Origin of the sequence: Nafulsella turpanensis ZLM-10 (assembly GCF_000346615.1) — a bacterium.
Taxonomy (GTDB): Bacteria; Bacteroidota; Bacteroidia; order Cytophagales; family Cyclobacteriaceae; genus Nafulsella; species Nafulsella turpanensis.
Map to the genome: position 1 here is coordinate 51,828 of NZ_ANNU01000008.1, position 25,280 is coordinate 77,107.

Below are 25,280 nucleotides of genomic sequence, written 5' to 3' on the forward strand. Positions count from 1 at the left end.
TGTAGGATGCAGTATATCTGAGCAGCTGGCTTTCCAGCTAATTGTTACTGAATCTACCAGCAACGAACAACCAGCAACAAGATATGAAACCCGATTTTTCTAAAATAAATATAAAAGGCTCTCAGGCCACCGCTCCCGGAACAAAACCTTCGGCTGACACCAAACAGGATGCTACTGAAAGAACAGCTCCAGGCTGGATGGCCCCGGAAAAGATAAAGATCAAGCCTGCTTATACACAGGACGATGTGCTAAAACTGGAACATCTTGACTTTGCCGCCGGTCTCCCTCCTTACCTGCGTGGCCCCTATAGCAGCATGTATGTAACCCGCCCCTGGACCATTCGCCAATACGCAGGCTTTTCAACTGCCGAAGAGTCCAATGCCTTTTACCGCCGCAACCTGGCCGCCGGGCAAAAAGGGCTCTCCGTTGCCTTCGATCTTGCCACCCACCGAGGCTACGACAGCGACCACCCGCGCGTGCTAGGCGATGTGGGTAAGGCCGGCGTAGCCATCGACTCTATTCTGGATATGAAAATTCTTTTCGACCAGATTCCGCTCGACAAAATGTCGGTGAGTATGACCATGAACGGAGCCGTTATTCCCATTATGGCCTTCTACATTGTGGCAGCCGAAGAGCAGGGCGTAAAACCTGAGCAGCTCAGCGGCACCATTCAGAATGACATTCTGAAAGAATTTATGGTGCGGAATACGTATATATACCCGCCGGAGCCAAGCATGCGCATTATTGCCGACATCTTTGAGTACACTTCGAAGAACATGCCGCGCTTCAACTCCATCAGCATCAGCGGTTACCATATGCAGGAAGCCGGTGCCACCGCCGATATTGAGCTGGCCTATACCCTGGCTGATGGCCTGGAGTACCTGCGAACTGGTATCAAAGCAGGAATCGATGTGGATAAACTCGCTCCACGCCTCAGCTTTTTCTGGGCTACTGGCATGAACCACTTTATGGAAATTGCCAAAATGAGGGCCGGTCGTATGCTGTGGGCCAAGCTGGTAAAGCAGTTCGACCCGAAGAGTCCGAAGTCGATGGCCCTGCGTACCCATTGCCAGACCAGCGGATGGAGCCTTACCGAACAGGACCCCTTCAATAATGTAACCCGTACCTGTGTGGAGGCGATGGCAGCAGCCCTTGGCCATACGCAGTCGCTGCATACCAATGCACTCGATGAAGCCATCGCTCTGCCAACTGATTTTTCTGCCCGTATCGCCCGCAACACCCAATTGTACCTGCAGGACGAAACCGATATCACCAAAGCCATTGACCCCTGGGCAGGCTCCTATTATGTTGAAAGCCTTACCAATGAGCTAGTAGAAAAAGCATGGAAGCTGATTGAGGAGGTAGAAGAGCTGGGCGGAATGGCAAAAGCCATAGAAACCGGTCTGCCAAAAATGCGCATCGAGGAAGCCGCAGCCCGTAAGCAGGCCCGCATCGACGCCAGTCGCGACCTTATCGTTGGCATGAACCGCTACCAGGTGGAAGAAGATATGGAGATTGAACTCCTGGAGGTGGACAATACGGCGGTACTGAACTCCCAGCTGGCCCGGCTCGAAAAACTCCGCAGCGAACGAAACCAGCAGGCAGTCGAAGAAGCCCTTGCTGCCCTTACCCAGTGCGCCGCCACCGGTGAGGGTAACCTGCTGGAGCTGGCCGTGGAAGCCGCCCGGCAACGCGCCACTTTAGGAGAAATATCTGATGCTATGGAAAAAGAATTCGGCCGCCATAAGGCCACCATCCGCTCCATATCGGGCGTATACAGCAGTGAAGCCTCGAACGACGACAACTTTAAGGAAGCCAAAAAGCTGGCCGATGAATTTGCTCAGCTGGAAGGCCGTCGCCCGCGCATTATGGTCGCCAAAATGGGCCAGGACGGCCACGACCGTGGTGCCAAGGTAATTGCCACCTCCTTTGCCGACCTGGGCTTTGATGTAGACATTGGACCCCTCTTCCAGACCCCCGAGGAAGTAGCCCGCCAGGCTGCAGAAAACGATGTACATGTAATTGGTGCCAGCTCTCTGGCGGCAGGACATAAAACACTTATCCCACAGCTCATCGACGCCCTGCGCAAAATTGGCCGCGACGATATTATGGTCATTGCCGGTGGTGTAATTCCTGCCCGGGATTACGATTTCCTGTACCAGGCGGGTGTGGCAGGTGTGTTTGGTCCGGGCACCATTATTTCCGTTGCCGCACAAAATATTTTGAAACAATTAATTAAAGAACTGAAAGAGGAATAAGTACCTCTTTCAGTTCTCCTGAGCCGGCATACAAACCGCTGCATCTTCTCTTTTTTGAGAAACAACTTTCTTTAAACAACAAAAATGAAAAAAACGCTTTTAACGTGGCGTCCCCTCTCTTTTGATCTGGGGCTGCTCCTTTTGCGGCTGGTGGCCGGTGCTGCCATGCTTACCCATGGTTACCCAAAGCTTCAGCGGCTGTTGAGTGGCAATTTCGAATTTGGCGATCCTGTAGGACTCGGACCGGAAATTTCGCTTATCCTGGCAGTTTTTGCAGAGCTTATTTGCAGTGTATTGATTATCGTAGGGGTATTGACCCGTTTGGCTACCATCCCACTCATCATCACCATGGCAATTGCTTTTTTTGTAGTGCATGGAGCCGACGCTTTCAGCTCCAGGGAGCTGGCGTTCCTTTACCTGGGTGCTTACCTGACGATCTTTTTTACTGGTCCCGGAAAATTTTCGGCCGATAAAACACTCTTCTGAGTCCCCACAAACTGGAAAAAACTTAAGGCCGCCAGGGAAGGTTTAAAGACGTATCAAAGGCTGTTTTTCTGCTTCCCCTGCCCCTATTGCTTAAAACCTTTTACCTGTTTTTCCCATTAATAGGTAAAGCTAATTTTTGATTTTTTTTTAGATGCAGGATACGAAAACACGAAATACCAACCGGCTCAAAAGTTTTCTGATTAACCTGGCGAATATTTTCTCTTTTGTAAGCAAAACTTTCCGAAAGATGTTTTTGCCGCCTTATGAAAGCAGGGAAATTCTCCGCCAGTGTTACCAGATTGGCGTTAAAACCTTTTTTCTGGTTGGGTTTACTTCTTTTCTGGTGGGGATTGTGTTTACACGACAGTCAAGGCCGTCGCTGCTGGAGTTCGGGGCCGAATCGTGGCTTCCTTCGCTGGTATCCATCGCCATTGTGCGGGCACTGGGCCCGCTGGTAACGGCACTTATTTGTGCCGGCCGGGTAGGTTCCAATATAGGTGCAGAGTTAGGCTCTATGAATGTAAGCGAACAGATCGATGCCATGGAAGTATCGGGTACCGACCCTTTCCGTTACCTGGTAGTTACAAGGGTAGTCGCTACCACTTTAATGGTGCCTCTGCTTGTAATTTATGCTGATACTTTAATGCTCTTCGGCTCTTTTATTGCCACTGCCGTTTTCAACCAGACGAGCCTCCCCCTCTTTTTCTATCAGGTTTTTGACTCTCTGGAGTTTGTAGATATCTTTTCATCTGTACTGAAGGGATTCCTTTTTGGGATGGCCATTGGCCTTGTCAGCTGCTACTGTGGCTATAATTCCGGCCGTGGTACGGTGGGGGTAGGACGTGCCGCCAATATTTCGGTAGTTACATCCCTGTTTCTGGTATTTATTCTTGACCTGCTTTCCCTGCAGGTAATTGAACTATTTCGCTAAGCCTTGGATAAAAACGCACGACATATCGCCGAAGAAAACAGCAGCGCCATAGGCACTGAAACGGTTATTCGCATTCGCAATCTGTATAAATCATTCGATGATACTCCTGTACTCAACGGGGTAGACCTTGATTTAAAAAAAGGAGAAAACCTTGTGGTACTGGGCCGGTCCGGAACAGGAAAGTCGGTACTGATTAAATGTATTGTGGAACTGATTACACCTGATGCAGGAGAAATAGAGGTATTGGGCAAAGATGTGCGGCGCCTGAATAGCGAACAAATCAATGCCTTAAGGAGAGATGTGGGCTTTTCCTTCCAGTTGAGTGCCCTCTACGACTCCATGACCGTTCGCGAAAACCTGGAGTTCCCGCTCAAGCGCAACCTGAAGATATTTGACCAGAAGATACTCAACGAAAAAGTAATGAATGCGTTAGAAGAGGTAAGCATGGAGCATGCCGTGGACCAATGGCCTGCCGACCTTTCTGGCGGACAGAAGAAGCGTATCGGCATTGCCCGAACGCTTATTTTGAACCCAAAGATTATGCTGTACGATGAGCCCACTGCCGGACTGGATCCTATTACTTCAGAAGAAATAAACGAGCTCGTACTGGAGGTACAGAAGCGCCATGGCACCTCTTCCATCATTATTACCCACGATCTTACCTGTGCCCGTGCCATTGCCAACCGGGTAATTTTCCTGTACAACGGAAAAAATCATTTCGATGGCCCTTTCGATGAGTTGACACAAACACAGGACCCATTATTAAAAACTTTCCTGAACTACTATAATATAGAAGCCCGATGAGCGAGAAAAACGACCGTAAAAATGCCAAGCTGGGCATTTTTGTACTTGTGAGCCTTATACTATTCCTGATAGGTATTTTCTTTATTGGCAATGCCAGGGATTTATTTAACCCGACTATCGAAATACACACAGCCTTTAAGGATGTCGGAGGTCTTACCAGGGGCAACAATGTGTGGCTCTCAGGGGTAAAAATAGGAACTGTGCGGGAGGTGAGGATTGCCAGCGATTCCATTGTGGCTGTTACGCTTGGCATCCGGGAAAACGACCGTCGCTTTATCAATGAAGATGCGCTGGCCACCATTGGCAGCGATGGATTAATTGGCAATACGATTGTCGTTATTAAACCAGGGCAAATGAGAGATCCAATAGATGACGGTGATACCATTGCCTCTTTCAGCGAAGCCAGTGCACAGGATATTATGAATATGCTGGAAGAAACAGGACAGAATGCCCTGATAATTACCGAAGAATTACAGGAAATAGCAAGACAGATTAATTCCGGCGAAGGCACTATCGGCCGCCTGCTCAAAAGCCCCGAGCTGGCCGAAAGTCTGGAAGAAACCGTCATCAGCCTTGAGAAAACAGGCGAGCGAACCGCTTATATTGCCGGAGAGGTTGGTCAGATGGTAAACCGCCTGCAGAAAAATGAACAGGGTCCTGTGTATACCCTGCTCAACGATACCACCTTTGGTACCACCTATGATTCGCTGCTCGCCAATGTACGGGTTACCACCGATAATGCAGCCGAAGTATCGCGCAAACTGGACCGCTTAACAGAAAAGCTGGACGATGAGGGGAATGCCCTCAATGTCCTTTTGGCCGATACTGTTTTTGCTGATGACCTGCAGAGGACCATCAACAATGCCGCCGAAGGAACTAAAACCATCAACGAAAGTGTAGAGGCCCTGCAAAACCACTGGCTCTTTGGAGGTGTTTTCCGGAAAAACAAAAAAGAAGAAAAGCGGGCAAGAGAAAGAGAAGCTGAGGAGTTGGAGGAGCTTGAGGAAGAGGATTAATCAACTATAAACTGGAGATGGAAATTTTATAAATGAGGAACCTAAGTTGAGGAACCATAATTTTTAATTCATAATTTTTAATTTTTAATTCTGCATATCTTACCTTTGTCGCAACTGGTTCTGGTCCCGGGTTTCCCGGGCCGGATGAAAAGGGAATCTTGTGAGAAACAAGAGCTGTCCCCGCAACTGTAAGCGCGATAAACCTGTAACCACCCCTATGCCACTGTCTGATGACGGGAAGGCCGGCCACAGCCGCGTAAGCCAGGAGACCTGCCAGGAGTAATACTTTTTCAAGGCTTTCGGGCGAAAGGCTGAGAAGTAACCGATACCGGTCACTGACCATCTGCTACTTTCTCTAATTTCCGCAGCTTTGAATTAAATGAGTGTATTTAATTCAATATTTGCATGTTCAGGAAACTACTTTTAACAGCAATAGCTGTATTGCTACTCCATCCATTGTGGGCCAATAACCTGCGCATTACGGCTCCGGCAGCAAGCAGCAACACCTTATCTTTTGCCATTGGCTGGGACAACAGCTGGAACCTTACTGAAACAGCAGCCCCTTTTAATAAAGATGCCGTATGGCTGTTTGCCAAAGCCCGCCGCACCGGCAGTGGAGAGTGGTTTCACCTGCCGCTCAAGCAGCAAAGCTTTCAAAGCTCCTGTTCCACGGTACTGGAAGTAAATGTTACGGAAGATGGCAAAGGTGCTTTTATCTCCCTTACAGAACAAGGCGCTTTCTCCATCAACAACTGCCGCATCGAACTACAGGCCGATACCAGTCTGAGCCTGGAAGAGTTCGATATTCGCATCTTTGGTATTGAAATGGTGTACATTCCGGAAGGCCGGTTCTACCTGGGCGATGCCGCCAGTAAATATAGCTTTGCAGATGCCGCCACCCTTGCCCCTTATTCTGTCAGTTCCGAAAACGAACTCCCTGTAAATTCCGATAACGGCCTTACTGCGCTAGCAGATAATAAGCCTGCAGCCGGTATCCCTGCCGCTTACCCGAAGGGCTACGGTGCCTTTTATGCTATGAAGTACGAGATAAGCCAGGAGCAGTTTGTTGATTTCCTAAACACTCTTTCCGTTGCGCAGCAGGCCTATCACTTAGCTGTTCCGCCTACTTCACCAGTCGGCACCTTTGCCCTTGCCCCTTACGAGCAAAACAGGAGTGGCATTGCTATTCAGTACCCCGCCTCCGGCGAAGTTCCGGCCGTACTCGCGCTTAACGGAAATAAAAACGAAATTTTCAACGAAACGGATGATGCCGCCACTCGTGCTGCCAATTTCCTGAACTGGGAAAATGTAGCGGCCTACCTCGACTGGGCTGCCCTGCGCCCCATGACGGAACTGGAATTTGAAAAAATAAGCCGTGGGCCGGAAAGCCCGCTTGAAAAAGAACTTGCCTGGGGTACCGCCCAAGCCATCAATGCCAATACAGTAGTAGAAAATGGCACTCCGGAAGAAAGGGTAACTGAAACCGCTGAAGCTCCATTCGGACTCGCCAACTATGGCGGCGGCCAGCAGGAAGAATTTTTGCAGGGTCCTCTTCGCTCAGGCTTTGCCGCCACTGCCACTACTAATCGTATTACTGCCGGCAGCTCCTACTATGGGGTAATGGACATCAGCGGGAATGTATGGGAGGCGGTTGTCAACACAAGTATGGACGGACTGGTCTTCCAGGGCATTTCAGGCGATGGACAGCTGAGTGCAGAAGGAATTGCTAACCAAAGCAGCTGGCCGGGCCCTAAAGGCAGCGGCCACAGGGGCGGCGCCTGGAACAGCCTTATCAGCAATGACCTTTCCTACGAATTTCGCGACCTGGCCATCTCTGATCGCTACTATGCCTTTTTGCCGGTATCGCGCCGGAATACCACCGGTGGCAGAGGAGTGCGAACCGAATAATGAAGTAAAAATGAAAGCAAAATTACTATACCCTCTCCTCCTTTTCCTTTCCATAGCTTCCCTGGGTTACGGGCAGTCCAATGCTCCTTTCCTTGGTGGCCCGGGCGATGGTTATTCCATGTCCGAAATTCTGGTGAACACCACCCCTACGGCCATCGAAGATGAGCTGGAACGCTTCATTCAGGTGTACCCTAATCCTCTGAAAAAAGGAGAAGAGCTGCTGATACAAAGCAGTGGAGGAGAAAAACTTGAACGAATTCGCCTGCTGGACAATAAAGGAAGCTTACTGTTCGAGAGAGACCTGCTGCATCACGACTTAAGGCAGAGCCCTTTCCGGATTTACACCCATGGCTGGCCTGCCGGCATATATCTTCTTCAGTTCGAAAGCGAAAAATCAAACTTTACAAAAAAGATAATCCTGCTCTAAGGTGCGGAAGCTGTTTTTCTCATATTGCCTGATACCTTTCCTTTCGCTTGCCGGCTTTGTGCAGGCACAGGAGCTGGATTCTGCCATTCTTCTACAGGAAGTGCGGGTGGAGGCCCTTCGTCTGAAAAACCGCACCGGCTTTGAGCAGGCCCTAATCGATTCTGTCTCTATTCAGCAGTACCAGAGCAGTAATATAGGTGAGCTGCTGCAGCAGGAAAGCAGCCTGTTTATCCGCAGTTATGGTGTGAGCGGGCATGCTACCCCTTCTATCCGCGGTACAGGGGCCAGTCATACGCAGGTCTATTGGAACGGCCTGCTCATTAACTCCCCTACCCTCGGGCAAATCGACCTCACAACGCTGCCTGTGGCCATGAACGATGTCATTGCTGTTAATTATGGTGGCGGTAGCCTCCTGGAGGGAAGCGGCGGCCTTGGCGGGAGTATTTCGCTCAGCAGCCAGCCCCTCCACCAACAGCTTCGCCTGAATATTTCGGCCACCAATACCCAGAATGTTGGAGGAAATCTGCTGTATGCCTATGGCCGCAACCGCCTCCGCGGCTCTACAAAAGTGGTATGGCTGGAAAATAAGAATGCCTTTAGCTACCTGGGGCTTGGCCAGGAAGAGCAAATAATGGAGCATGCTTCGCACCAGAGCCGCGGCTTTCTGCAAACACTCTCTTACCGCCTGAAGCCTTCGCAGCAACTCCATTTTGCCAGCTGGTATCAGCAGGATGAACGGGAACTGCAGCCTTCGCTCTTCGTAAACCTCTACGATGAAAGACTGCTGGAAAAAGTGTGGCGTAACAGCCTGCGCTATGAGGTCAAAAAAACAGATTATAATCTGAAGATTACCGGCGGGTGGTTCTACAACCAGCTGCCGCAGGTAGAGCGGATGGGAGAACTGCCGGCGGAAAAAGGACATATCAATACCTACCAGGCAAAGACCCACTTCTATAAAAAGCTGAAAGGGCATACCTACCTGCGCAGCGGCATCGACCTGATGCATAGTGCGGCTGTAGCCGCCGCCTTCCAGGGCAAAAGAAATCAACAAAGAGCTTCTTTACTGGCCGGGCTCGAAACAGCCCTCACCAATCAACTCATTGTAGATGCGCTCCTGCGGCAGGAATGGGTATCAGACGGAAATAATAGTGGTCGTTTACTTCCCTCCCTTGCGCTTCGATATCAGCTAACCCCTGTCTGGTCGGTGGCGCTCAATGGCAGCTACAACTACCGCGTTCTTTCCTTAAACGAGCAGTACTGGGCCAGCGAGAGCCGCCGGAACCTATTGCCGGAGGAGAGCCGTAATGTAGAGCTGCTCGTTCAGCAACAGTTGCCGCTGAAGGATTTTTTCTGGAAGCAAAGCCTGAGCCTGTTTAGCTATTGGGTAGAGAACTGGATTATATGGGTGCCCGGTATGCCAAGCTGGAAGCCCGAAAATGCTACTGAAGTATACAGCCGGGGCCTCGAATATACCTTTAGCTGGAAGTCTGAGATGGAAGGGAACTGGAACTGGGGCAGTAAAGGAAGCTATACCTTAAGCGCGGCCACTAACCAGCAATCATTCCGCGGAAACCAGGAAGCCATTGGCAGGCAACTCATCTTTACCCCACGGCATAAGGCATCCCTGCAGGGCCAGCTGTATTATAAAAGCTGGAGCCTCTCTTTCGATGAGCTCTACGTCGGGAAACGCTTTTCACGATCCGATGAAAGCGAATACCTGCCTGCCTACTGGCTGAGCCAGCTCGGCCTCGGCTATCAACATTCTTTTAAAGAACAGCTACTTTCAGCCTTACTCAACATTCACAATCTCTTTGGCTACCATTACCAGGTCATTCCTTTTTATGCCATGCCTGGTCGGGTATGGGAACTGTCGCTGACTTATCAACTTGATTTATGAAAAAGCTGCTGTACCTCTTTTTTAGCCTCAGTATCCTCCATGCCTGTAATGAGCCTGAAGATGCCTTCCCGAAGCGGCAGGAAAATCTCACGCCTTACGAAGGAAGTAAAGAGGGCGTGTTTGTGTTGAATGAAGGCAACTTTGGCTGGGGCTACGGAACCATCGATTACATAGACCTTCAGCAAGAGGAAGTGCTCAGCAGCATTTATGAGCAGGCCAACCAGGAGTTGCTGGGAAATGTGGTACAGTCGGCCAGCTATTTCCAGGGCTACTACTATGTGGTCGTCAATAATTCACAAAAGGTAGTCATCATTGAGCCGCAAACTTTTAAGAAGGTTGGAGAAGTGAACGATCTTATTTCGCCCCGCTACTTTTTAGGTATCGATGAAGAGAAAGCTTATGTAAGCGATTTATATGCCGATGCCATTCACATCCTCAACCCCTCCACCTTTAAAAAAGTGGGAGAAATTCCTACTGAAGGGTGGACAGAGCAAATGCTGCTGATAGGGAAATATGCCGTTGTAGCCGCCTACGACAGCCACGAATTACTGATCATCAATACTGAAACAGATAAAATCGAAAAGAGCATTGCCTTACAGGCTCCACCAAACAGCCTGCAGCTCGATAAAAACAATTACCTGTGGGTGCTCACGGGCGCCGGAGACGATCAGCAGGCGCATTTATACCAGCTGAATCCCGAAGATTTCTCCATCAGCAAAGATATTCTACTGGATGCCTCAGCAGGCGGACCAGGCCACCTTCAGCTAAACAATACGAAAGACAGCCTTTACTACCTCCAGCAGGGAGTATTTAAATTGAGCATCATGGCCGATTCCGCACCCGCCGCACCCCTCATCGAAGAGACCATCTCTACACTTTTCTATGGCCTTGGTATTTCGCCGGAAGGCGATATCTGGCTGGCCGATGCGCTGGACTATGTACAAGGCGGCTGGGCCAGGAGATACAGCGGCACCGGCGTACCTATTGATTCGTTCCGGGTAGGTGTCATCCCCAATAGTTTCTTATTTCATTAACCATATACCTTAAATTTAAATGAACAAGTTAAACAAAGCTTTACTGTACACCCTCACAGGTTGTCTTTTTACTTTTACTGCCTGTAACAAAGAGGAGGTGGCCCCGACTTTAGAGTCTAACTTCGAAGAATTAAGCTTTCCTGCAGGAGCAGATGCCTATATTGGGCAGGATAAAACAGGTGTGAAGTCGGGCGAAGGATCCGGAACAGTTCAATACAGCTACACCTATAATAGTGGCGAGGCTTCTTATAAGCTTAATTATTTCGATGATGCCACCTATGGCAACTGGTGGACAGGCGTAGCCTATTCGAAAAAAACTGATACCACCTTAGAAGGTACAGAAGGGAGCCTGGTAGCCATTCCGGGCGTGGGTGCCAATAGCTCGGAAGTATATGCTGTTATGAACGGAAGCGAAACAATTTATTTTGATGGAACCGAAGTAATACCTCAAAGTATTCAGCTTACCAATAATGCCTACGTATACTATTCCTTGCTGAAAGGGGACCAGTTTGCCAAAAAGTTTGGCGGTGTGGATGGTACCGATCCCGACTTCTTTAAAGTAATTATTACAGGATTGGACTCCCAGGGTAAGGCAACCGGCAAAGTGGAGTTTTACCTTGCTGATTACCGCTTCGAAGAGAGCAGCGAAGACTACATCGTTGATACCTGGGAAACTGTTGACCTTTCTTCTTTAGGCGAGGTCGAAAAACTGGCCTTTTCTTATGAATCTTCTGACACCGGAGACTGGGGAATAAACACTCCTCTTTATGTGGCAATTGATGATTTAAGATTTAAGATGCCTTCGCTGGAAGAATAATGCTACACCTAAAGCTACCGGATTAGCCGGTAGCTTTTTTTATCTAACCACTTTCACAATCAGCTATGGAACAGGAAGTCATCAACAGGCGCATTAAAGCAGCCGAAACCCATGTTTTTAAAGCAGTTTTCCCTAATACTACCAACCACTACGATACCCTCTTTGGCGGCACGGCGCTGCAATGGATGGACGAGGTGGCTTTTATCACCGCCACCCGCTTCAGCCGCCGTAAAATGGTTACCGTTTCTTCAGATAAGGTCGATTTTCAGGAGCCTATCCCCGGTGGCACTATCGTGGAACTGGTAGGTCATGTTACCCGAGTAGGCAACACCAGTATGGACGTGCAGGTCGATATTTATGTAGAAGAAATGTATTCCGACAGCCGGCATAAAGCTATTACAGGCAGCTTTACCATGGTTGCCATCAATGACTTTAAGAAACCGGTAAACATTTTACCGAAAAATGAGTCCTTCTAACTTCCCTTCAGTACCGGTAAGTGTTTGCTCGCAAAAATCTACACTTTAACGCTCTCCTAGTCTTAGGAAGCCTTCATATTTACTTTACTGTTTTTCACAAAGTCCTTTGGCAGTATGCCATATCGTTCTTTAAAGCGGCGGGTAAAATACCCTACATTCTTGTAACCTACTTTTTCTGCCACTTCCTGAATGCTAAAAGAACCACTTAGCAGCAGTACCCTGGCATACTCTAACCTTTTGTTAATGAGGAACTGGTTAACTGTGGAATTATAAGCTTGTTTAAATCCTCTCTTCAACTTATTTTCATTCAGGCCTACCTGACGGGCCAGCTCTGGAATGGTTATACCCTTTGCCAAATCCAGGGTAAGTATTTCCCGGGCCACTTCAATTTTTTCCAGATCGGACTTGCGGATAACCACCTTCTGAATATCCGGATTTAAGTCATCCTTATACTGCCGCACAATCAGGGAGAACAGTTCCAGCGCCTTGGATTCCAGGTAAGCTTTACGCACTACTCCATGGTAGTTATTGGTATGTATATCATTTACCACTTCCGATATTGACAGGCTGTAGTCTCCTGTATATAAAAAGGGATCTTCCGCTTCATGGTCCCGAAATACATTGGCGAGCGGTTCCGGTACAGAGTCCAAATCACAGTCCATTCTTTTCACATACGTTTTACGATCTATTTCCAGTATGGTAAGAATAATGGAAGTATTAGCCGGAAATATTAAGGACTGGTCTTTATCGTCGGAGCTGGCAGAAATGGCACTGCGTAAAGGCTCCATCGTATACTCTGGACGGTGGTTTTCGAAGGCATAGGTAAACCAGCCTTCTTTACAGAATAAAACCCTTACCGGATATATCTCCGTTAACTTGTATTTTAGCGTCAGGCTTTTTTTTAGCTTAATATCAAGAAAAAACAAACCCAGGCCGTTCTGAAAGTTAATTCCTTTAATCCATCCACGCCCCAGCTGATCAGGAATATTGACCACCGCTTCTTCACACTCTACCTCACACGACAAGTCCAGGCACTGACTAATTGTTTCTATTGCCTCTATTAAAGAGCTGTTCGAGATATGAATTTCCATGCTTATCTTTTGGCTACTGTTAGGAGGTTTTCAGAGAAGTCCTTCCGCTTTGATATTAATCTTTACTCCCTGTTGCCCCGCGGCTAAATTCTTTAACTACAGCGGGCAGAAAAATTTTTAGAGTAGTACCACCTTCTTCGGAAGTAAGAAAAGTAATGTGCCCTCCATGCGCCTGTACTATAAGTTTGGCAGTGTAGGTTCCTAGCCCAAGACCATTCGTTTTGCCTAAGGTGGTATATTTATCGAAAAAAGTTTTTCGAATGGCTTCCGGAATAACTCCTTTATTATATATATCTGTCTGGAGATCCTGTTTGTTTCGTATGTGAAGCTGAAATTTCACCTCCCCCCTATCCGGAGAGGCCTCCACTGCATTCACCATCAGGTTATTAAGCATGATTTCTATAAAGAAAGGATCGGCCTCTATCATCAAACTGTCCCCGGCTCCGCACTCCGTTCCGTCTACACTGAGCGAAATCTGCAGCTTGCGTTTCTGAAGAACCGGCTCAAGAGGCTCCACAATCTTTCTGGTAAGCGAAATAAGATCAAAAGTTGTAAGCTCCGGCTGGAAATTATTCATCTCTATTTTAATAAAGCCCGCCCTGGTATCCAACAGTTTGAGGGATTTCTGAGCTTCCACTTTCAATACCTTAATCCAATGCTGAATTTTATCCTTGTTGTAATCTACATTCATCAGCAGATTACAAATACTTATAATATTCGCTACCGGCTTCCGCATATCATGCATCAGCATACCTTCGGCTGTTTCCCGAACTTCAGCATGCTGGTGTTTTTCGTTCAGGCTATTCTTCAGCGCCAGTTCCTGCTCCTTCAGGCTCGTAATATCTGTTACAAAGTTTATTACAAAAGGCTCCTGCTGCTGGTTGAAAAGTCGAACAGCATGGCTCTTTACATATATGCTTTGTCCGTTTTTGTGAAGCACCTCTAATTCGGCTAAAGGCTCCTCTGCTTTTAAAATAAAGGCATCATGCAAGCCTGTCTGTGCTCTTTTTTGTGCAGGAGGCAGTAATAAGGTAAAGTGCTGGCCTAATAACTCCTGCCGAGAATAGCCGTACAATCGGCAGTAGTGCTCGTTCACCCGCACAAAACATCCTTTCTGGTCAAGAATGCAAACGGCTAGCGGAAAATCTTCTATATTCCCTACCTGGCCATATTCATCCATCTCAACACCCTCAATACTTTTACTATTTTTATAGCTAAAAAAAGAAGGATTATCCTGAACAGGCTTTTTCGAGGCCATAAAAAGTATATTGTTAAACTTAAGCTACAATAGTAGGTATAAAGGTGCCAGCTGTTATAGCACAATCGGGACTTTAATTAATCGGATGCGGATTTTTAATGTACTATCTGAACCAGGCTTTTTGCTATGAACCTGCTTCCTCAGAAAAGGTAGAAGTTCACTTACTTTTAGTATATCTTTGCAGCATGAACGCCAGATTCCGGGAAGTACAGTATTTCTTCACCAGCCAGTATTTTACCGACGGACTCAGAATTACGCTGGGCGTTCTCCTTCCCGCCTTTGTGTTTGCTCAGTTTGGCCTCATGACAAAGGGCGTGCTACTATCTTTGGGGGCTTTTGGCGTAAGTATTACCGATAGTCCCGGCCCGGTTCAGCACCGGCGCAACGGCATTCTCCTCTGTAGTATTTTTGCTTTCCTGGTAGCCTTCCTTACCGGGTATCTCCGCTCCAATGATTTCCTGCTCGGGCTGGAAATATTCGTGCTCAGCTTTTTCTTCTCCATGTTTTCGGTCTACGGCAGCAGGGCCGGCTCCATCGGCACCGCCGTCTTGCTGGTACTGGTCCTGACCATGAACCAGGACTTCGGTACCGGAAACGTGGTGGTGACGGCCCTGCTGGTATTGGCAGGCGGCCTATGGTATTTGCTCCTGAGCCTGGTATTTTCCCGGATTATGCCTTACCGTGCAGCACAACAGGCACTGGGCGAATGTATCCACGAAACCGCAAAGTTTCTGCGTTTAAAGGCCGCATTCTACCACCCTTCCAACCAGCTGGACGATGATTACCGGCAGGTAGTGGCTCAGCAGATTGCGGTAAGTGAAAAGCAGGATGCCGTACGCGAAATGCTGTTTAAAAGCCGGCAGATGGTTCGCGATTTCACTAATATTGGCCGGAGGCTTGTGCTCACTTTTGTGGACATTGTCGACCTCTACGAGCAAGTCATGACCATTCACTACGATTATGCCGCCTTAAGGAGGCGCTTTGGCAAAACAGGTGTACTGGAAGAGGTGGCGAAACTCATTGAAGAAATGGCTGATGAGCTGGATGAGCTCGGACTTGCGATACAATCTAACAGTCGTTACAGGAATACTCCCCCCTTTTCTGAAAAGCTGGAGCAGTTAAAAGCCAGCATCGACCGTTTTGAGGAGGAACACCCGGAGGAAAGCAGCCTTCCGCTTAAGAAAATTCTTGTTAACCTACGCAACCTGAGCCAGCGCCTGCAGGAAATACAGCACAATTATCTTTCAAAATCAGCCGCTACCGATGAGAAGCTGGATGGAAAGCTGGAGTATTCACGCTTTGTTTCCTCCCAAAACTTTCAGCTGAAAATACTCCGTCATAATCTCGACCTGCGCTCTGCCATTTTTAAACATGCCCTGCGAATGGCAGTAGCCTGTACAGTGGGCTTCGCCATTACACGCCTGGTAGATTATGGCCACCACAGTTACTGGATTATCCTGACGATTATCATTATCCTGAAGCCTGCCTTTAGCCTTACCCGCCAGCGAAACTACCAGCGCCTTACAGGCACTTTTTTCGGAGGCATCCTAGGCGTGCTTATCCTCTTTTTAGTGGACAACATGACCATTCAGTTTATCCTGATGGTCCTCTTCCTCCTAGGCACCTATACCTTCCTGCGCATCAATTATATGCTGATGGTGGTTTGTGTAACGCCCTTTGTGCTGGTGCTCTTTAATTTTTTAGGGACCTCCGGGCTTGGGCTGGCGCAGGAAAGGCTCATCGATACCCTTTTAGGCTGCGCCGTTGCCTTCGCGGCAAATTACCTCATCTTCCCAAACTGGGAATCAGATCACCTGAAGCAACTGGTGCTGGAGGTGGCCAAGGCCAATGCCCTCTACCTGCACCATCTCACCGAACGGCTCTCCGGAAAGCCTATCGAAACGCAGGATTATAAGCTGAGCCGCAAAAGGGTATATGTGAGCGCCGCTAATCTTTCAGCCGCTTTCCAGCGGATGCTTTCCGAGCCGAAAACCAGGCAACAGCACAGCAAAGAGGTATATGAATATGTAGTGCTCAACCATATTCTCTCCTCCTATATTGCCACTGTGGTTTCCACCATTCTGGAACGACCGCCACAGGTTTATCCGACAGAATACCTGAAGCCGGCAAAGCGGGCGCTGCAGGCACTGCAGGAATGCCTGAAAAAGCTCGCTCCCGACCATTCCTTACCGGAACTAACGGAGCCTAAAGCAGAAAGCAAAGTATTAACGGTAGCTGAACCGGAAGATGAACTGATGCAGGAGCAGCTGGAGTTTATTCAGAAGCTGAGCCAGGATATCTGCAAAACTACTGAGCTTATTTTCTCCACGGAAAAAAGAGCAACGGCTGAGGTAAATAATTAACTGGAGGCTCTTCGCTAAAGAAAGCTAAAAGCAATTAACCTGTCGCCTCTCCAAAAGAACGGCCATTGCTGTTTTCAAGGTCAGGGACTGATTGTTTATCCCCTACACCACCATTATTAATTGTACTTGTTCTTTAAAAACAGGGCTATATTCTTTTCAAGTTTTTTATATGGCGACATCCACATAAACATAGCTCCACTGGCATACATACTGAGTAAGAGTGAAAAAAACCAATTTGTAACTGACAGAGGCATCAATGCTTGAATGGAGAATCCCTTTTCACTTTTTGAGATTTGAGCTCCAATGAATGCAGATTGTCGAATAATAATACTTTTTTCACTACCCAGGCCAAACAAACTATAAGAGTATTTATCAGAAAATTCTCCTTTTAAACTTTCTAGCAATTCTTCATTAGATAGAGGCTCTTTTATTTGGATTTCTTTCATAACGCATCGCCTTTCTTAACTTTCCCTAATGAATGTAGTAAAAAAAATACAAAAAAGATAAAAATATTTAAATTTTTACAAATCGTTGCTTTTGCATAATTGACCGTCCTTCTATAGTAGCTTTTTCCAGCACCAAACTTTAAAAAGTAGTCTAAAAAAATAATCTAATGTGGTTTTGCCCGTTGGTACTGCACCGGCCACTCTACCTCTTCCCCCAATACCTGCGCGGCATGTAAAGGAAAGTAAGGGTCTCTCAGCTCCTCTCTTCCCAGCAGCACTAAGTCTGCCTTTCCTGAAAGAACAATGGCCTCTGCCAGCTTGGGTTCGGTAATGAGCCCTACCGCCCCGGTGGCCATACCCGTTTCACGACGAATGCGCTCTGCAAAAGGCACCTGGTAACCTGGTTCAACAGGTATTTTTGCATTTGCCACATTGCCACCGGAGGAACAGTCAATCAGGTCCACCCCTTTATCTTGGAGGGCAGCGGCCAGGGCCACAGAATCATCGGCCGTCCAGCCACCTTCGATCCAGTCAGTGGCGGATATTCTTACAAAAAGCGGCAGCTCCTCCGGCCAGACGGTCCGTACCTGCTGAACAGCCTGCTGCAGCAGGCGCATCCGGTTTTCGAAGGAGCCACCATATTCATCGGTTCGCTTATTGCTGATGGGCGAGAGAAACTCCTGCAGGAGGTAGCCATGGGCGGCGTGAATCTCTACGACCTTAAAGCCTGCGGCAAGCGCTCGTTGAGCCGCAGCTTTAAAATCGGCCAGTACTTTTTCAATCCCTGCCCTGTCTAAAGCTTCGGGAGCAGGCTCTCCTTCGGAAAAGGGAATAGCGCTGGGTGCCACCGTTTGCCAGCCACCTTCCCCGGCCGGCACTACCTTTCCTCCCGTCCAGGGGCTGCTGTGACTCGCCTTCCGCCCGGCGTGTGCCAGCTGAATGCCCGGGACAGCGCCCTGTGCTGTCACAAAAGAAGTAATACGCCGGAGCCCCTCAATATGCTCATCCTGCCAGATGCCAAGGTCCGAAGGAGTTATTCTTCCTTCAGGCGAAACTGCCGTGGCCTCACAAATAACCAGACCGGCCCCACCGACAGCCCTGCTACCTAAATGCACCAGGTGCCAGTCGTTGGTAAACCCATCTTTACTGCTATACATGCACATAGGCGATACAGCAATTCTGTTCTTCAACTCTATCTCTCTAATTTTTAATGGACTAAAAAGTGCCGACATATTTTTTCTCCTTAACCAAATTCAGCAGGCAAAAGCCTCTCCCTTCATAGGGATACATATAAAGGCAGCCATGCGCTAAATTCTTCATTTTTAATTTCTAATTTTTAATTCCTCCCAGGCTTTTCCAGTTCTTCCTTAAGCACCTCCCACACATTCTCCGCTACAATTTCATTTCCTTCCGCATTGGGGTGGATACCATCTGACTGGTTGAGGGCCGGCTCTCCGGCCACGTCTTCCAGCAGAAAAGGAATCAGTTCCACATTCTTCTCTTCGGCCAGTTCAGGATATATCCGACGAAACTCTTCGCTGTATGTCTGCCCCATATTGGGTGGTACCATCATGCCTGCCAGAATTATTTCTGCTTCAGGGTAAGCTTTCCGTACCTTGTCAATCATTTCGCTGAGGTTCCGGCGGGTTTCAGCCGGGTCGATGCCCCGCAGGCCATCATTGGCCCCCAGCTCCAGTACAAAAATATCGACCGGCTGACGCTCCAGTACCCATTCGAGTCGGTTATTGCCACTGGCCGTCGTCTCGCCACTCAAACCTGCATTGACTACGGTATAGTCGTAACCGAGGGAGTCGAGCCGATCCTGGATAAGCGATGGAAAAGAATTGGATAAATCGTCGAGACCATAGCCGGCGGTAAGGCTGTTACCAAAGAAAAGAATTACCTTCTTTTCCTCTGCCACCTCAGCCTCTTCGGCTGCCTCTGTGGAAACAGGAGTCTCCTCCTTTACCGCCTGTTCCTCACCGGAATTTTCACCACAGGCGAACAACAGGCTTCCACAAATGCATAGCCAGAGAATGTTGTTTAGTTTAAAATTCATAAATTAGACGTTTAGCCGTTAAAATAATACAGCGCTGCTTCTTAGCCAACGAAAGCAGCCGTTTACAGTTCAGGTTTTAGTTAGCAAATAATGAAGGATACCTTCATTTCCGGGAAAAGCAAAAAGCAATATGAGTGATATATTAGAGGTAAAAGGCCTCAGCAAAATTTACCGCAGCGGGGAACGCTCTCTCACAGTACTCGATCATATCAATTTTAAGGTGCAGGCAGGAGAAACCTGTTCCATTATCGGCCCGTCAGGTAGTGGAAAAACAACGCTCCTGGGTTTATGTGCCGGCCTCGACCGCTCCAGTTCGGGCTCTGTTATTTTAAATGGCCAGTCACTCGAGCAACTGAATGAGGATGAGCGGGCAGAGGTCCGCAACCAGCATGTGGGCTTTATTTTTCAAAGCTTTAACCTGATGCCAACACTCACCGCCCTCGAAAATGTAATGGTGCCGCTGGAGTTAAGAGGAGAAAAAGATGCTGCTAAAAGGGCGATGACTTTGCTGGAAAAAGTAGGGCTGGCCGATCGCCGGAACCATTACCCCACCCAACTATCAGGGGGTGAGCAACAGAGAGTATCCATTGCCCGCGCTTTCTCTAACCGGCCTAAAATACTTTTTGCCGATGAGCCCACCGGGAACCTCGACCAGGAAACCGGAGCCCATATTGAAGAGCTTATTTTTGAGCTGAATCGCGAAGGCGGCACTACGCTGGTACTCGTTACGCACGACCAGGAGCTGGCCGAAAAAACAGGCCGTATCCTCCAGATAAAAGGCGGCAAACTGGTTTATGACAGCCTCACAGATACGGCCATACAGACACGATAGTAATTTAGGAGGAAAGTTAGAAGCTAGTGGTGGTACAAGCCTAACCTCCGGCCTCCTGTTTCGCCTTTCCATATCAGCCCACTAACACATTAGCACATTAAAAAAAGATGAACTACTCCTGGTTGGCCAAAATGGCCTGGCGCGATAGCCGTAAAAACCGCAACCGGCTCTTCCTCTTTATGAGCAGCATTATCCTGGGTATTGCCGCCCTGGTGGCCATAAACTCTTTTGGCAATAATATGCAGTCAGAAATTGAGGGCGAAGCTAAAGGATTACTGGGAGCCGACCTGGAAGTAGAAAGTAATGAGCCTTTTTCAGAAGACATTCTCCAGTTTTTCGATTCCCTCGGCGCTGAGCAATCGCGGGAAGTGAATTTTGCCTCCATGGTGCTTTTCCCCGAAAGTGGTGGTACCCGCCTGGTACAGGTCCGGGCGCTGGAAGGCCGCTTTCCCTACTACGGCAGTATCGAAACCGAACCCGCAGGAGCCGGACAATCGTTCCGGGAGGAGCAGCAGGCCATTGTAGACCGCACGCTTTTATTGCAGTTCAATGCCACGCCCGGCGATTCCATTAAGGTCGGGGAAGTGACCTTCGGCATCAGAGCTGCCGTTACCAAAGTGCCCGGGCAGGCCAATATTACCTCTTCGGTAGCCCCGCCGGTATTTATCCCCATGCGTTACCTGGAAGAAAGCGGGCTGTTACAGAAAGGCAGCCGGCTGGAGCATGTGCTGTACCTGAAATTTGAGGATGGTACCGACCTGGCTACCCTTTTTGAGGAAACCATTGAGCCTCGACTGGAGGAAGCTGAACTCCGCTACGACACAGTAGAGGAGCGAAAAGAGGAAATTGGCGATACCTATGAAGACCTGACCGGCTTCCTGAACCTGGTGGCCTTCGTGGCCCTACTGCTGGGCTGTATTGGCGTGGCCAGCTCGGTGCATATATATGTGCGGGAAAAACTGGTTTCAGTGGCTATTCTACGTTGCCTTGGCGGCAAAGGTCTGCAGGGACTTTCTATTTACCTTATCCAGATTACGGCCATCGGCTTTATCGGCTCCGTGTTAGGTGCTACTTTGGGAGCTGTGGTGCAGTATTTTCTGCCCCAGCTATTTGCGGGTTTCTTACCGGTTGAAGTGAGTGTCGAGATTTCCTGGCCAGCCATACTGCAGGGGATTCTAACAGGGGTACTCATATCGGTGCTTTTTGCCCTGCTCCCGCTCCTCTCCATTCGGAGAGTGTCGCCACTGAGCGCCCTGCGCCGTTCTTATGAAAATAAGGAGAGGGACCCGCTCCGCTACCTGATATTTGGCGGTATTATTTTATTTGTAGCTCTTTTTGCATGGTTGCAGTTAGAAGAGATAGACGAGGCCCTGGTGTTTACGGGGGGCATTGTACTGGCCTTCCTTATTCTGGCAGGTATTGCCCAGCTCATGATTTGGCTGGTTCGCCGCTATTTTCCCGCCGGCTGGTCTTACATCTGGAGACAAAGCCTATCAAACCTTTATCGCCCTAATAACCAAACGCTGGTGCTTGTTATAACCATTGGCCTGGGCACCGCACTTATCAGTACCCTCTTTTTTGTGCAGGGCCTGTTACTCCAGAAAATTGAGTTGACCGACAGCGAAGGACAACCCAATATGGTCGTGTTCGATATACAAACTGAGCAGGTTGAAGAGGTGGCAGCCCTGACGAAAGAATTTGGCCTCCCTCTTATACAGGAAGTGCCGGTCGTAACCATGCGTCTGCACGGCATTAATGGCCGAAGCGCCGAAGCCATTAAGGACGACACCACCTCCGATATCCGTAACTGGGTACTCCGCCGCGAGTATCGCGTTACCTATCGCGATTCGCTTATTAGTTCTGAAGAAATAGTGGAAGGCAAATGGAGAGGAAGAGTAGATTCTCCACAGGACAGCATTTTTATTTCACTGGAACGCGATCTGGCAGAGGATATGAAAGTGGGCCTTGGCGATAAGGTAACTTTTAACGTACAGGGTGCCATTATGGATACTTATGTAGGGAGCATTCGTGAGGTGGACTGGGAAAGAGTGCAAACCAACTTTCTGGTCCTTTTTCCGGCAGGCGTGCTGGAACAGGCACCGAAGTTTCATGTACTCATTACCCGGGTAGATTCAGCCGCAACATCAGCGCGTTACCAGCAGGCACTGGTAAATAAATTTCCCAATGCATCGGTCATTGACCTTAAACTTATTCTGAAGACGGTCGATGAAATTGTGGGCAAGGTATCTTTCGTTATCCGCTTTATGGCCTTTTTCAGCATCATAACAGGTATAGTGGTACTTATTGGCTCCGTCATCATCAGCAAATACCAGCGGATACAGGAAAGTGTGCTCTTAAGGACTCTTGGAGCCAGCAGAAACCAGATTCTCCAGATCAACGCCCTGGAGTACTTTTTCCTGGGCAGCCTGGCTTCCCTCACGGGTGTACTAATGGCGGTAACTGGTAGCTGGGCCCTTGCTGAATTTTATTTCGACACACCTTTTAGTCCGCCTGTGTGGCCGGTGCTCATTAGCTATCTGGCTATTACAGCCCTTACCATGCTGGTGGGTCTGTCGAACAGCCGGAGTGTGCTAAACAGGCCCCCGCTCGAAATTTTGCGCAACGAAGCTTAAGTTATACCCGATCTCTGCACTACAGCTGGCATCCGGAGGGACAATTCACTACCCTTCGAATGCCGGCAGTGCAGATTCCAGTCTTCGCCCATCCATTGGCAAATAAACAGGATCAGTAAAATTACATCCCTATCTCCTTTACTTCCCTATTTCGCCAACTGCCGGTTATGCTTCTCCCTGCTTTAGGGGCAGCCCAAAAATAGCCGCTTCTATTGTTATACATACCAATAAAAAGAACAGTCACCTATACCTACAGGTCACCTGCAGAGGGGGGAAGGCTATTACTTCCCAAAACTTACATTCAGTACATTACTTATCAATAAATTAATAACTTGTCTTCTAAACAATGTTGAAACGCCGACCCCTGATGCTCAGACAGGTATTTTTGAGCCAGGGTTGGGGAAACAGAGCGCCATATGATAAAGAACTACCGCAAGTTTACTTCTTTAAGAACAAAGCTTAGTTTACTGATTGGCCTGATTACTTTTCTTGTATCAGCGATACTAATTTTTTATACCACCCAATCGGCAAGAGAACAGGCGGTTGCTGCCGCCCATGAAAGTGCCATGGAGCATGCCCGCGATTATGCCGCACAGGTAGAAGCTGAAATAGAAAAAGCACTCTCCACAGCCCGTACCCTCGCCCAAACCTTTTCGGGTATAAAAGCCGATGAAAACCCACTCTCTATCAGCCGGGCAGGAGCCAATGCCATGCTTAAGGAGGTAGTGGAGCAAAACCCTTCTTTTTTTGGTGTTTATACCAGCTGGGAGCCCAATGCCTTCGACGGTATGGACACTGCTTTTGTAAATGCAGATGTAGCCCATGATACAAGCGGACGATTTATCCCTTACTGGTTTAAAGGTGATGGGGGAAAAGTTATGGTGGAAACAGTTTTAGGTTACGATACCGACACCTACTACACTATCCCGGAAACAACAAAGAAAGAGGTTATCATCGATCCGGTAACCTACACGGTAGATGGAGGGAGAGTCTCTCTTACATCCATTATTGCCCCTGTGGTGAAGAATAACCGCTTTTATGGTCTTACCGGCGTAGATATCGCCACCGACTGGATGCAGGAAATGATTAAGAATGCTAATTTATATGATGGAAAAGCAGAAGTAAATGTTGTTTCGCACAACGGTACCATTACCGCCACTACCCTTACCGATACGCTTCTGGGGTACAAACTCCTGGAGGCTTTCCCTGAGTATAATGAACAGGAGGTTGCGCTTAAACAGGGAACAGAAGGCTTCGTATTTTCTGATGATTACCTGAAGGCTTATGCCCCTATCCATATCGGAGAAAGCAGCACCCCCTGGCAGGTAAGCGTTAAAATTCCTTCTGCCCTTATTCTTGCAGAGGCCAATGCACAGTTGTGGCAAATGATTTTCATCAGCTCTGCCCTGCTCATTCTTTCGCTTGTCCTTATTTATGTGGTGGTACAAAGACTGGTTAAACCGCTCGATACTATGGTAGCCGTTACTACCAGAATGGCAGAAGGGGACCTTAGCCAGCAGCAGATTAAAACAGGCAATGATGAAATTGGCCTGATGGGCAATGCCTTTACCACACTGATGAACGGCCTGCGCAAAACCACCGAATTTGCCAATGAAATAGGAAAGGGAAATCTGGATGCCGAATTTACTGCACTGAGTGAAAAAGATATACTGGGCAATGCCCTTATTGCTATGAGAAACAGCCTGCAGTCTGTCGCTGAAGAAGATAGAAAGCGGAACTGGGTAACAGAAGGCACCGCCATTTTTGGTGATATTCTGCGCAAGAACAATGATGATATTCATGTACTGGCAGATAATATTGTTAGCAGGCTGGTGAAATACCTGGAGGCCAACCAGGGAGGAATGTTCATTCTTACCGGGGAAGAAGGAGAACAGCAACTGGAGCTGATAGCAACTTATGCCTGGGAACGCAGGCGAATCCGAAACAAAATCATTGGCATAGAAGAAGGTCTTGCCGGGCAGGTCGTACTGGAGAAGGACTATATTTACTTAACCGATGTTCCTTCGGATTATGTTAACATCAAATCAGGTTTAGGCGGGGCCAACCCTACAGCTATCCTGATTGTACCCCTGAAAATAAATGAAAAAGTAATGGGCGTACTGGAGCTGGCCTCTTTTAAGAAGTTCGAACAGTACCAGATTGAATTTATTGAAAAGATAGGCGAGACCATTGCTTCTACCCTTTCCTCTGTACAAATCAACCAGACCACGCGCCAGTTACTGGAAGAGTCGCGCCTTTCGGCCGAAGAAAAAAGGGCTGCCGAAGAAGAGCTACTGCAGAACCAGGAAGAACTCCAGGCAACGCAGGAAGAATTACAACGCACCATAAATGAGCTGAAAGCAGAAAACCAGCGCCTGCAGAATGCCCAATCGGATGATGCGATTCCTGCTCCTCAAAAGTTTTAGGCCCCTGCAGTGATTCCGGCTAAATTTAGCCGGAATCACTGCAGGACTTATCTACCTAAGCCATTTTTAAAGAAAAAATACAGTGTTTAGCTTACTAAAAGCTTTTTGGGAACGTTTC

Annotated in this window: 20 protein-coding genes and 1 riboswitch; of the genes, 15 read left to right on the forward strand and 5 right to left on the reverse strand. The window is 48.3% G+C overall.

Annotation, left to right across the window (positions count from 1 at the left end; genetic code table 11):
* Window positions 1-83 precede the first annotated feature (83 nt).
* The 11 genes from scpA (at window position 84) to F752_RS0104085 (ending at window position 12,054) form a co-directional block, all read left to right on the forward strand.
* Window positions 84-2,258, forward strand: a complete 2,175-nt coding sequence (scpA, locus tag F752_RS0104030; RefSeq protein WP_017730448.1) for a methylmalonyl-CoA mutase — start codon at window positions 84-86, stop codon at window positions 2,256-2,258.
* Between the two features lie 84 nt (window positions 2,259-2,342).
* Window positions 2,343-2,744 carry a DoxX family protein gene (locus F752_RS0104035; RefSeq protein ID WP_017730449.1) on the forward strand — a complete coding sequence of 134 codons (402 nt, stop codon included), beginning with the start codon at window positions 2,343-2,345 and terminating at the stop codon, window positions 2,742-2,744.
* Window positions 2,745-2,895: 151 nt separating this feature from the next.
* Entirely contained in the window at window positions 2,896-3,675 is a 780-nt protein-coding gene (locus F752_RS0104040) for an MlaE family ABC transporter permease (RefSeq protein ID WP_017730450.1), read from the forward strand.
* 3 nt (window positions 3,676-3,678) lie between these two features.
* Entirely contained in the window at window positions 3,679-4,479 is an 801-nt protein-coding gene (locus tag F752_RS0104045; protein ID WP_017730451.1) for an ABC transporter ATP-binding protein, read from the forward strand.
* Entirely contained in the window at window positions 4,476-5,495 is a 1,020-nt protein-coding gene (locus F752_RS0104050) for an MlaD family protein (RefSeq protein WP_017730452.1), read from the forward strand. The genes F752_RS0104045 and F752_RS0104050 overlap by 4 nt, the downstream gene beginning before the upstream one ends.
* Before the next feature lie 98 nt (window positions 5,496-5,593).
* A riboswitch (cobalamin riboswitch) is annotated at window positions 5,594-5,787 on the forward strand.
* Window positions 5,788-5,900: 113 nt separating this feature from the next.
* On the forward strand, window positions 5,901-7,403 hold the full coding sequence (locus tag F752_RS0104060; protein ID WP_152425019.1) for an SUMF1/EgtB/PvdO family nonheme iron enzyme: 1,503 nt from the start codon (window positions 5,901-5,903) through the stop codon (window positions 7,401-7,403).
* 10 nt (window positions 7,404-7,413) lie between these two features.
* A complete protein-coding gene (locus F752_RS0104065) occupies window positions 7,414-7,830 on the forward strand; it encodes a T9SS type A sorting domain-containing protein (protein WP_017730455.1) in 417 nt (138 codons plus the stop codon).
* 1 nt (window position 7,831) lies between these two features.
* Window positions 7,832-9,727 (forward strand): TonB-dependent receptor plug domain-containing protein, encoded by a 1,896-nt coding sequence (locus F752_RS0104070; RefSeq protein WP_017730456.1) that lies wholly within the window; start codon window positions 7,832-7,834, stop codon window positions 9,725-9,727.
* Entirely contained in the window at window positions 9,724-10,761 is a 1,038-nt protein-coding gene (locus F752_RS0104075) for a YncE family protein (protein WP_017730457.1), read from the forward strand. Before F752_RS0104070 ends, F752_RS0104075 begins: the two co-directional genes overlap by 4 nt.
* A gap of 19 nt (window positions 10,762-10,780) precedes the next feature.
* Complete coding sequence (locus F752_RS23405) at window positions 10,781-11,578, forward strand: DUF4465 domain-containing protein (RefSeq protein ID WP_017730458.1); 798 nt, start codon at window positions 10,781-10,783, stop codon at window positions 11,576-11,578.
* 65 nt (window positions 11,579-11,643) lie between these two features.
* Window positions 11,644-12,054: an acyl-CoA thioesterase gene (locus F752_RS0104085; RefSeq protein WP_017730459.1), complete on the forward strand. Its 411-nt coding sequence runs from the start codon at window positions 11,644-11,646 to the stop codon at window positions 12,052-12,054.
* Window positions 12,055-12,116: 62 nt separating this feature from the next.
* Here F752_RS0104085 and F752_RS0104090 read toward each other — a convergent pair whose 3' ends face one another.
* Entirely contained in the window at window positions 12,117-13,145 is a 1,029-nt protein-coding gene (locus tag F752_RS0104090) for a helix-turn-helix domain-containing protein (RefSeq protein WP_017730460.1), read from the reverse strand.
* Between the two features lie 55 nt (window positions 13,146-13,200).
* A complete protein-coding gene (locus tag F752_RS25165) occupies window positions 13,201-14,403 on the reverse strand; it encodes a PAS domain S-box protein (RefSeq protein ID WP_017730461.1) in 1,203 nt (400 codons plus the stop codon).
* A 185-nt stretch (window positions 14,404-14,588) separates the two neighbouring features.
* Here F752_RS25165 and F752_RS0104100 point away from each other — a divergent pair, with 185 nt between their 5' ends.
* Window positions 14,589-16,766: an FUSC family membrane protein gene (locus F752_RS0104100; RefSeq protein ID WP_040664226.1), complete on the forward strand. Its 2,178-nt coding sequence runs from the start codon at window positions 14,589-14,591 to the stop codon at window positions 16,764-16,766.
* A gap of 116 nt (window positions 16,767-16,882) precedes the next feature.
* Here F752_RS0104100 and F752_RS0104105 read toward each other — a convergent pair whose 3' ends face one another.
* The 3 genes from F752_RS0104105 to F752_RS0104120 all read right to left on the reverse strand — a co-directional run bounded on the left by F752_RS0104105 (window position 16,883) and on the right by F752_RS0104120 (window position 19,271).
* Entirely contained in the window at window positions 16,883-17,212 is a 330-nt protein-coding gene (locus F752_RS0104105) for a hypothetical protein (protein ID WP_017730463.1), read from the reverse strand.
* Window positions 17,213-17,376: 164 nt separating this feature from the next.
* The gene (gene namA, locus F752_RS0104110; protein ID WP_081604505.1) at window positions 17,377-18,444 is read right to left on the reverse strand and encodes an NADPH dehydrogenase NamA; all 1,068 of its coding nucleotides are present in this window, start codon (window positions 18,442-18,444) and stop codon (window positions 17,377-17,379) included.
* Window positions 18,445-18,548: 104 nt separating this feature from the next.
* On the reverse strand, window positions 18,549-19,271 hold the full coding sequence (locus F752_RS0104120) for an arylesterase (protein ID WP_040664179.1): 723 nt from the start codon (window positions 19,269-19,271) through the stop codon (window positions 18,549-18,551).
* Between the two features lie 130 nt (window positions 19,272-19,401).
* Here F752_RS0104120 and F752_RS0104125 point away from each other — a divergent pair, with 130 nt between their 5' ends.
* From F752_RS0104125 to F752_RS25170, 3 genes are all read left to right on the forward strand, one after another.
* Window positions 19,402-20,103 (forward strand): ABC transporter ATP-binding protein, encoded by a 702-nt coding sequence (locus F752_RS0104125; protein ID WP_017730467.1) that lies wholly within the window; start codon window positions 19,402-19,404, stop codon window positions 20,101-20,103.
* A 107-nt stretch (window positions 20,104-20,210) separates the two neighbouring features.
* Complete coding sequence (locus F752_RS0104130; RefSeq protein WP_017730468.1) at window positions 20,211-22,736, forward strand: ABC transporter permease; 2,526 nt, start codon at window positions 20,211-20,213, stop codon at window positions 22,734-22,736.
* 416 nt (window positions 22,737-23,152) lie between these two features.
* On the forward strand, window positions 23,153-25,162 hold the full coding sequence (locus F752_RS25170; protein ID WP_017730469.1) for a GAF domain-containing protein: 2,010 nt from the start codon (window positions 23,153-23,155) through the stop codon (window positions 25,160-25,162).
* The last annotated feature ends 118 nt before the right edge of the window (window positions 25,163-25,280 follow it).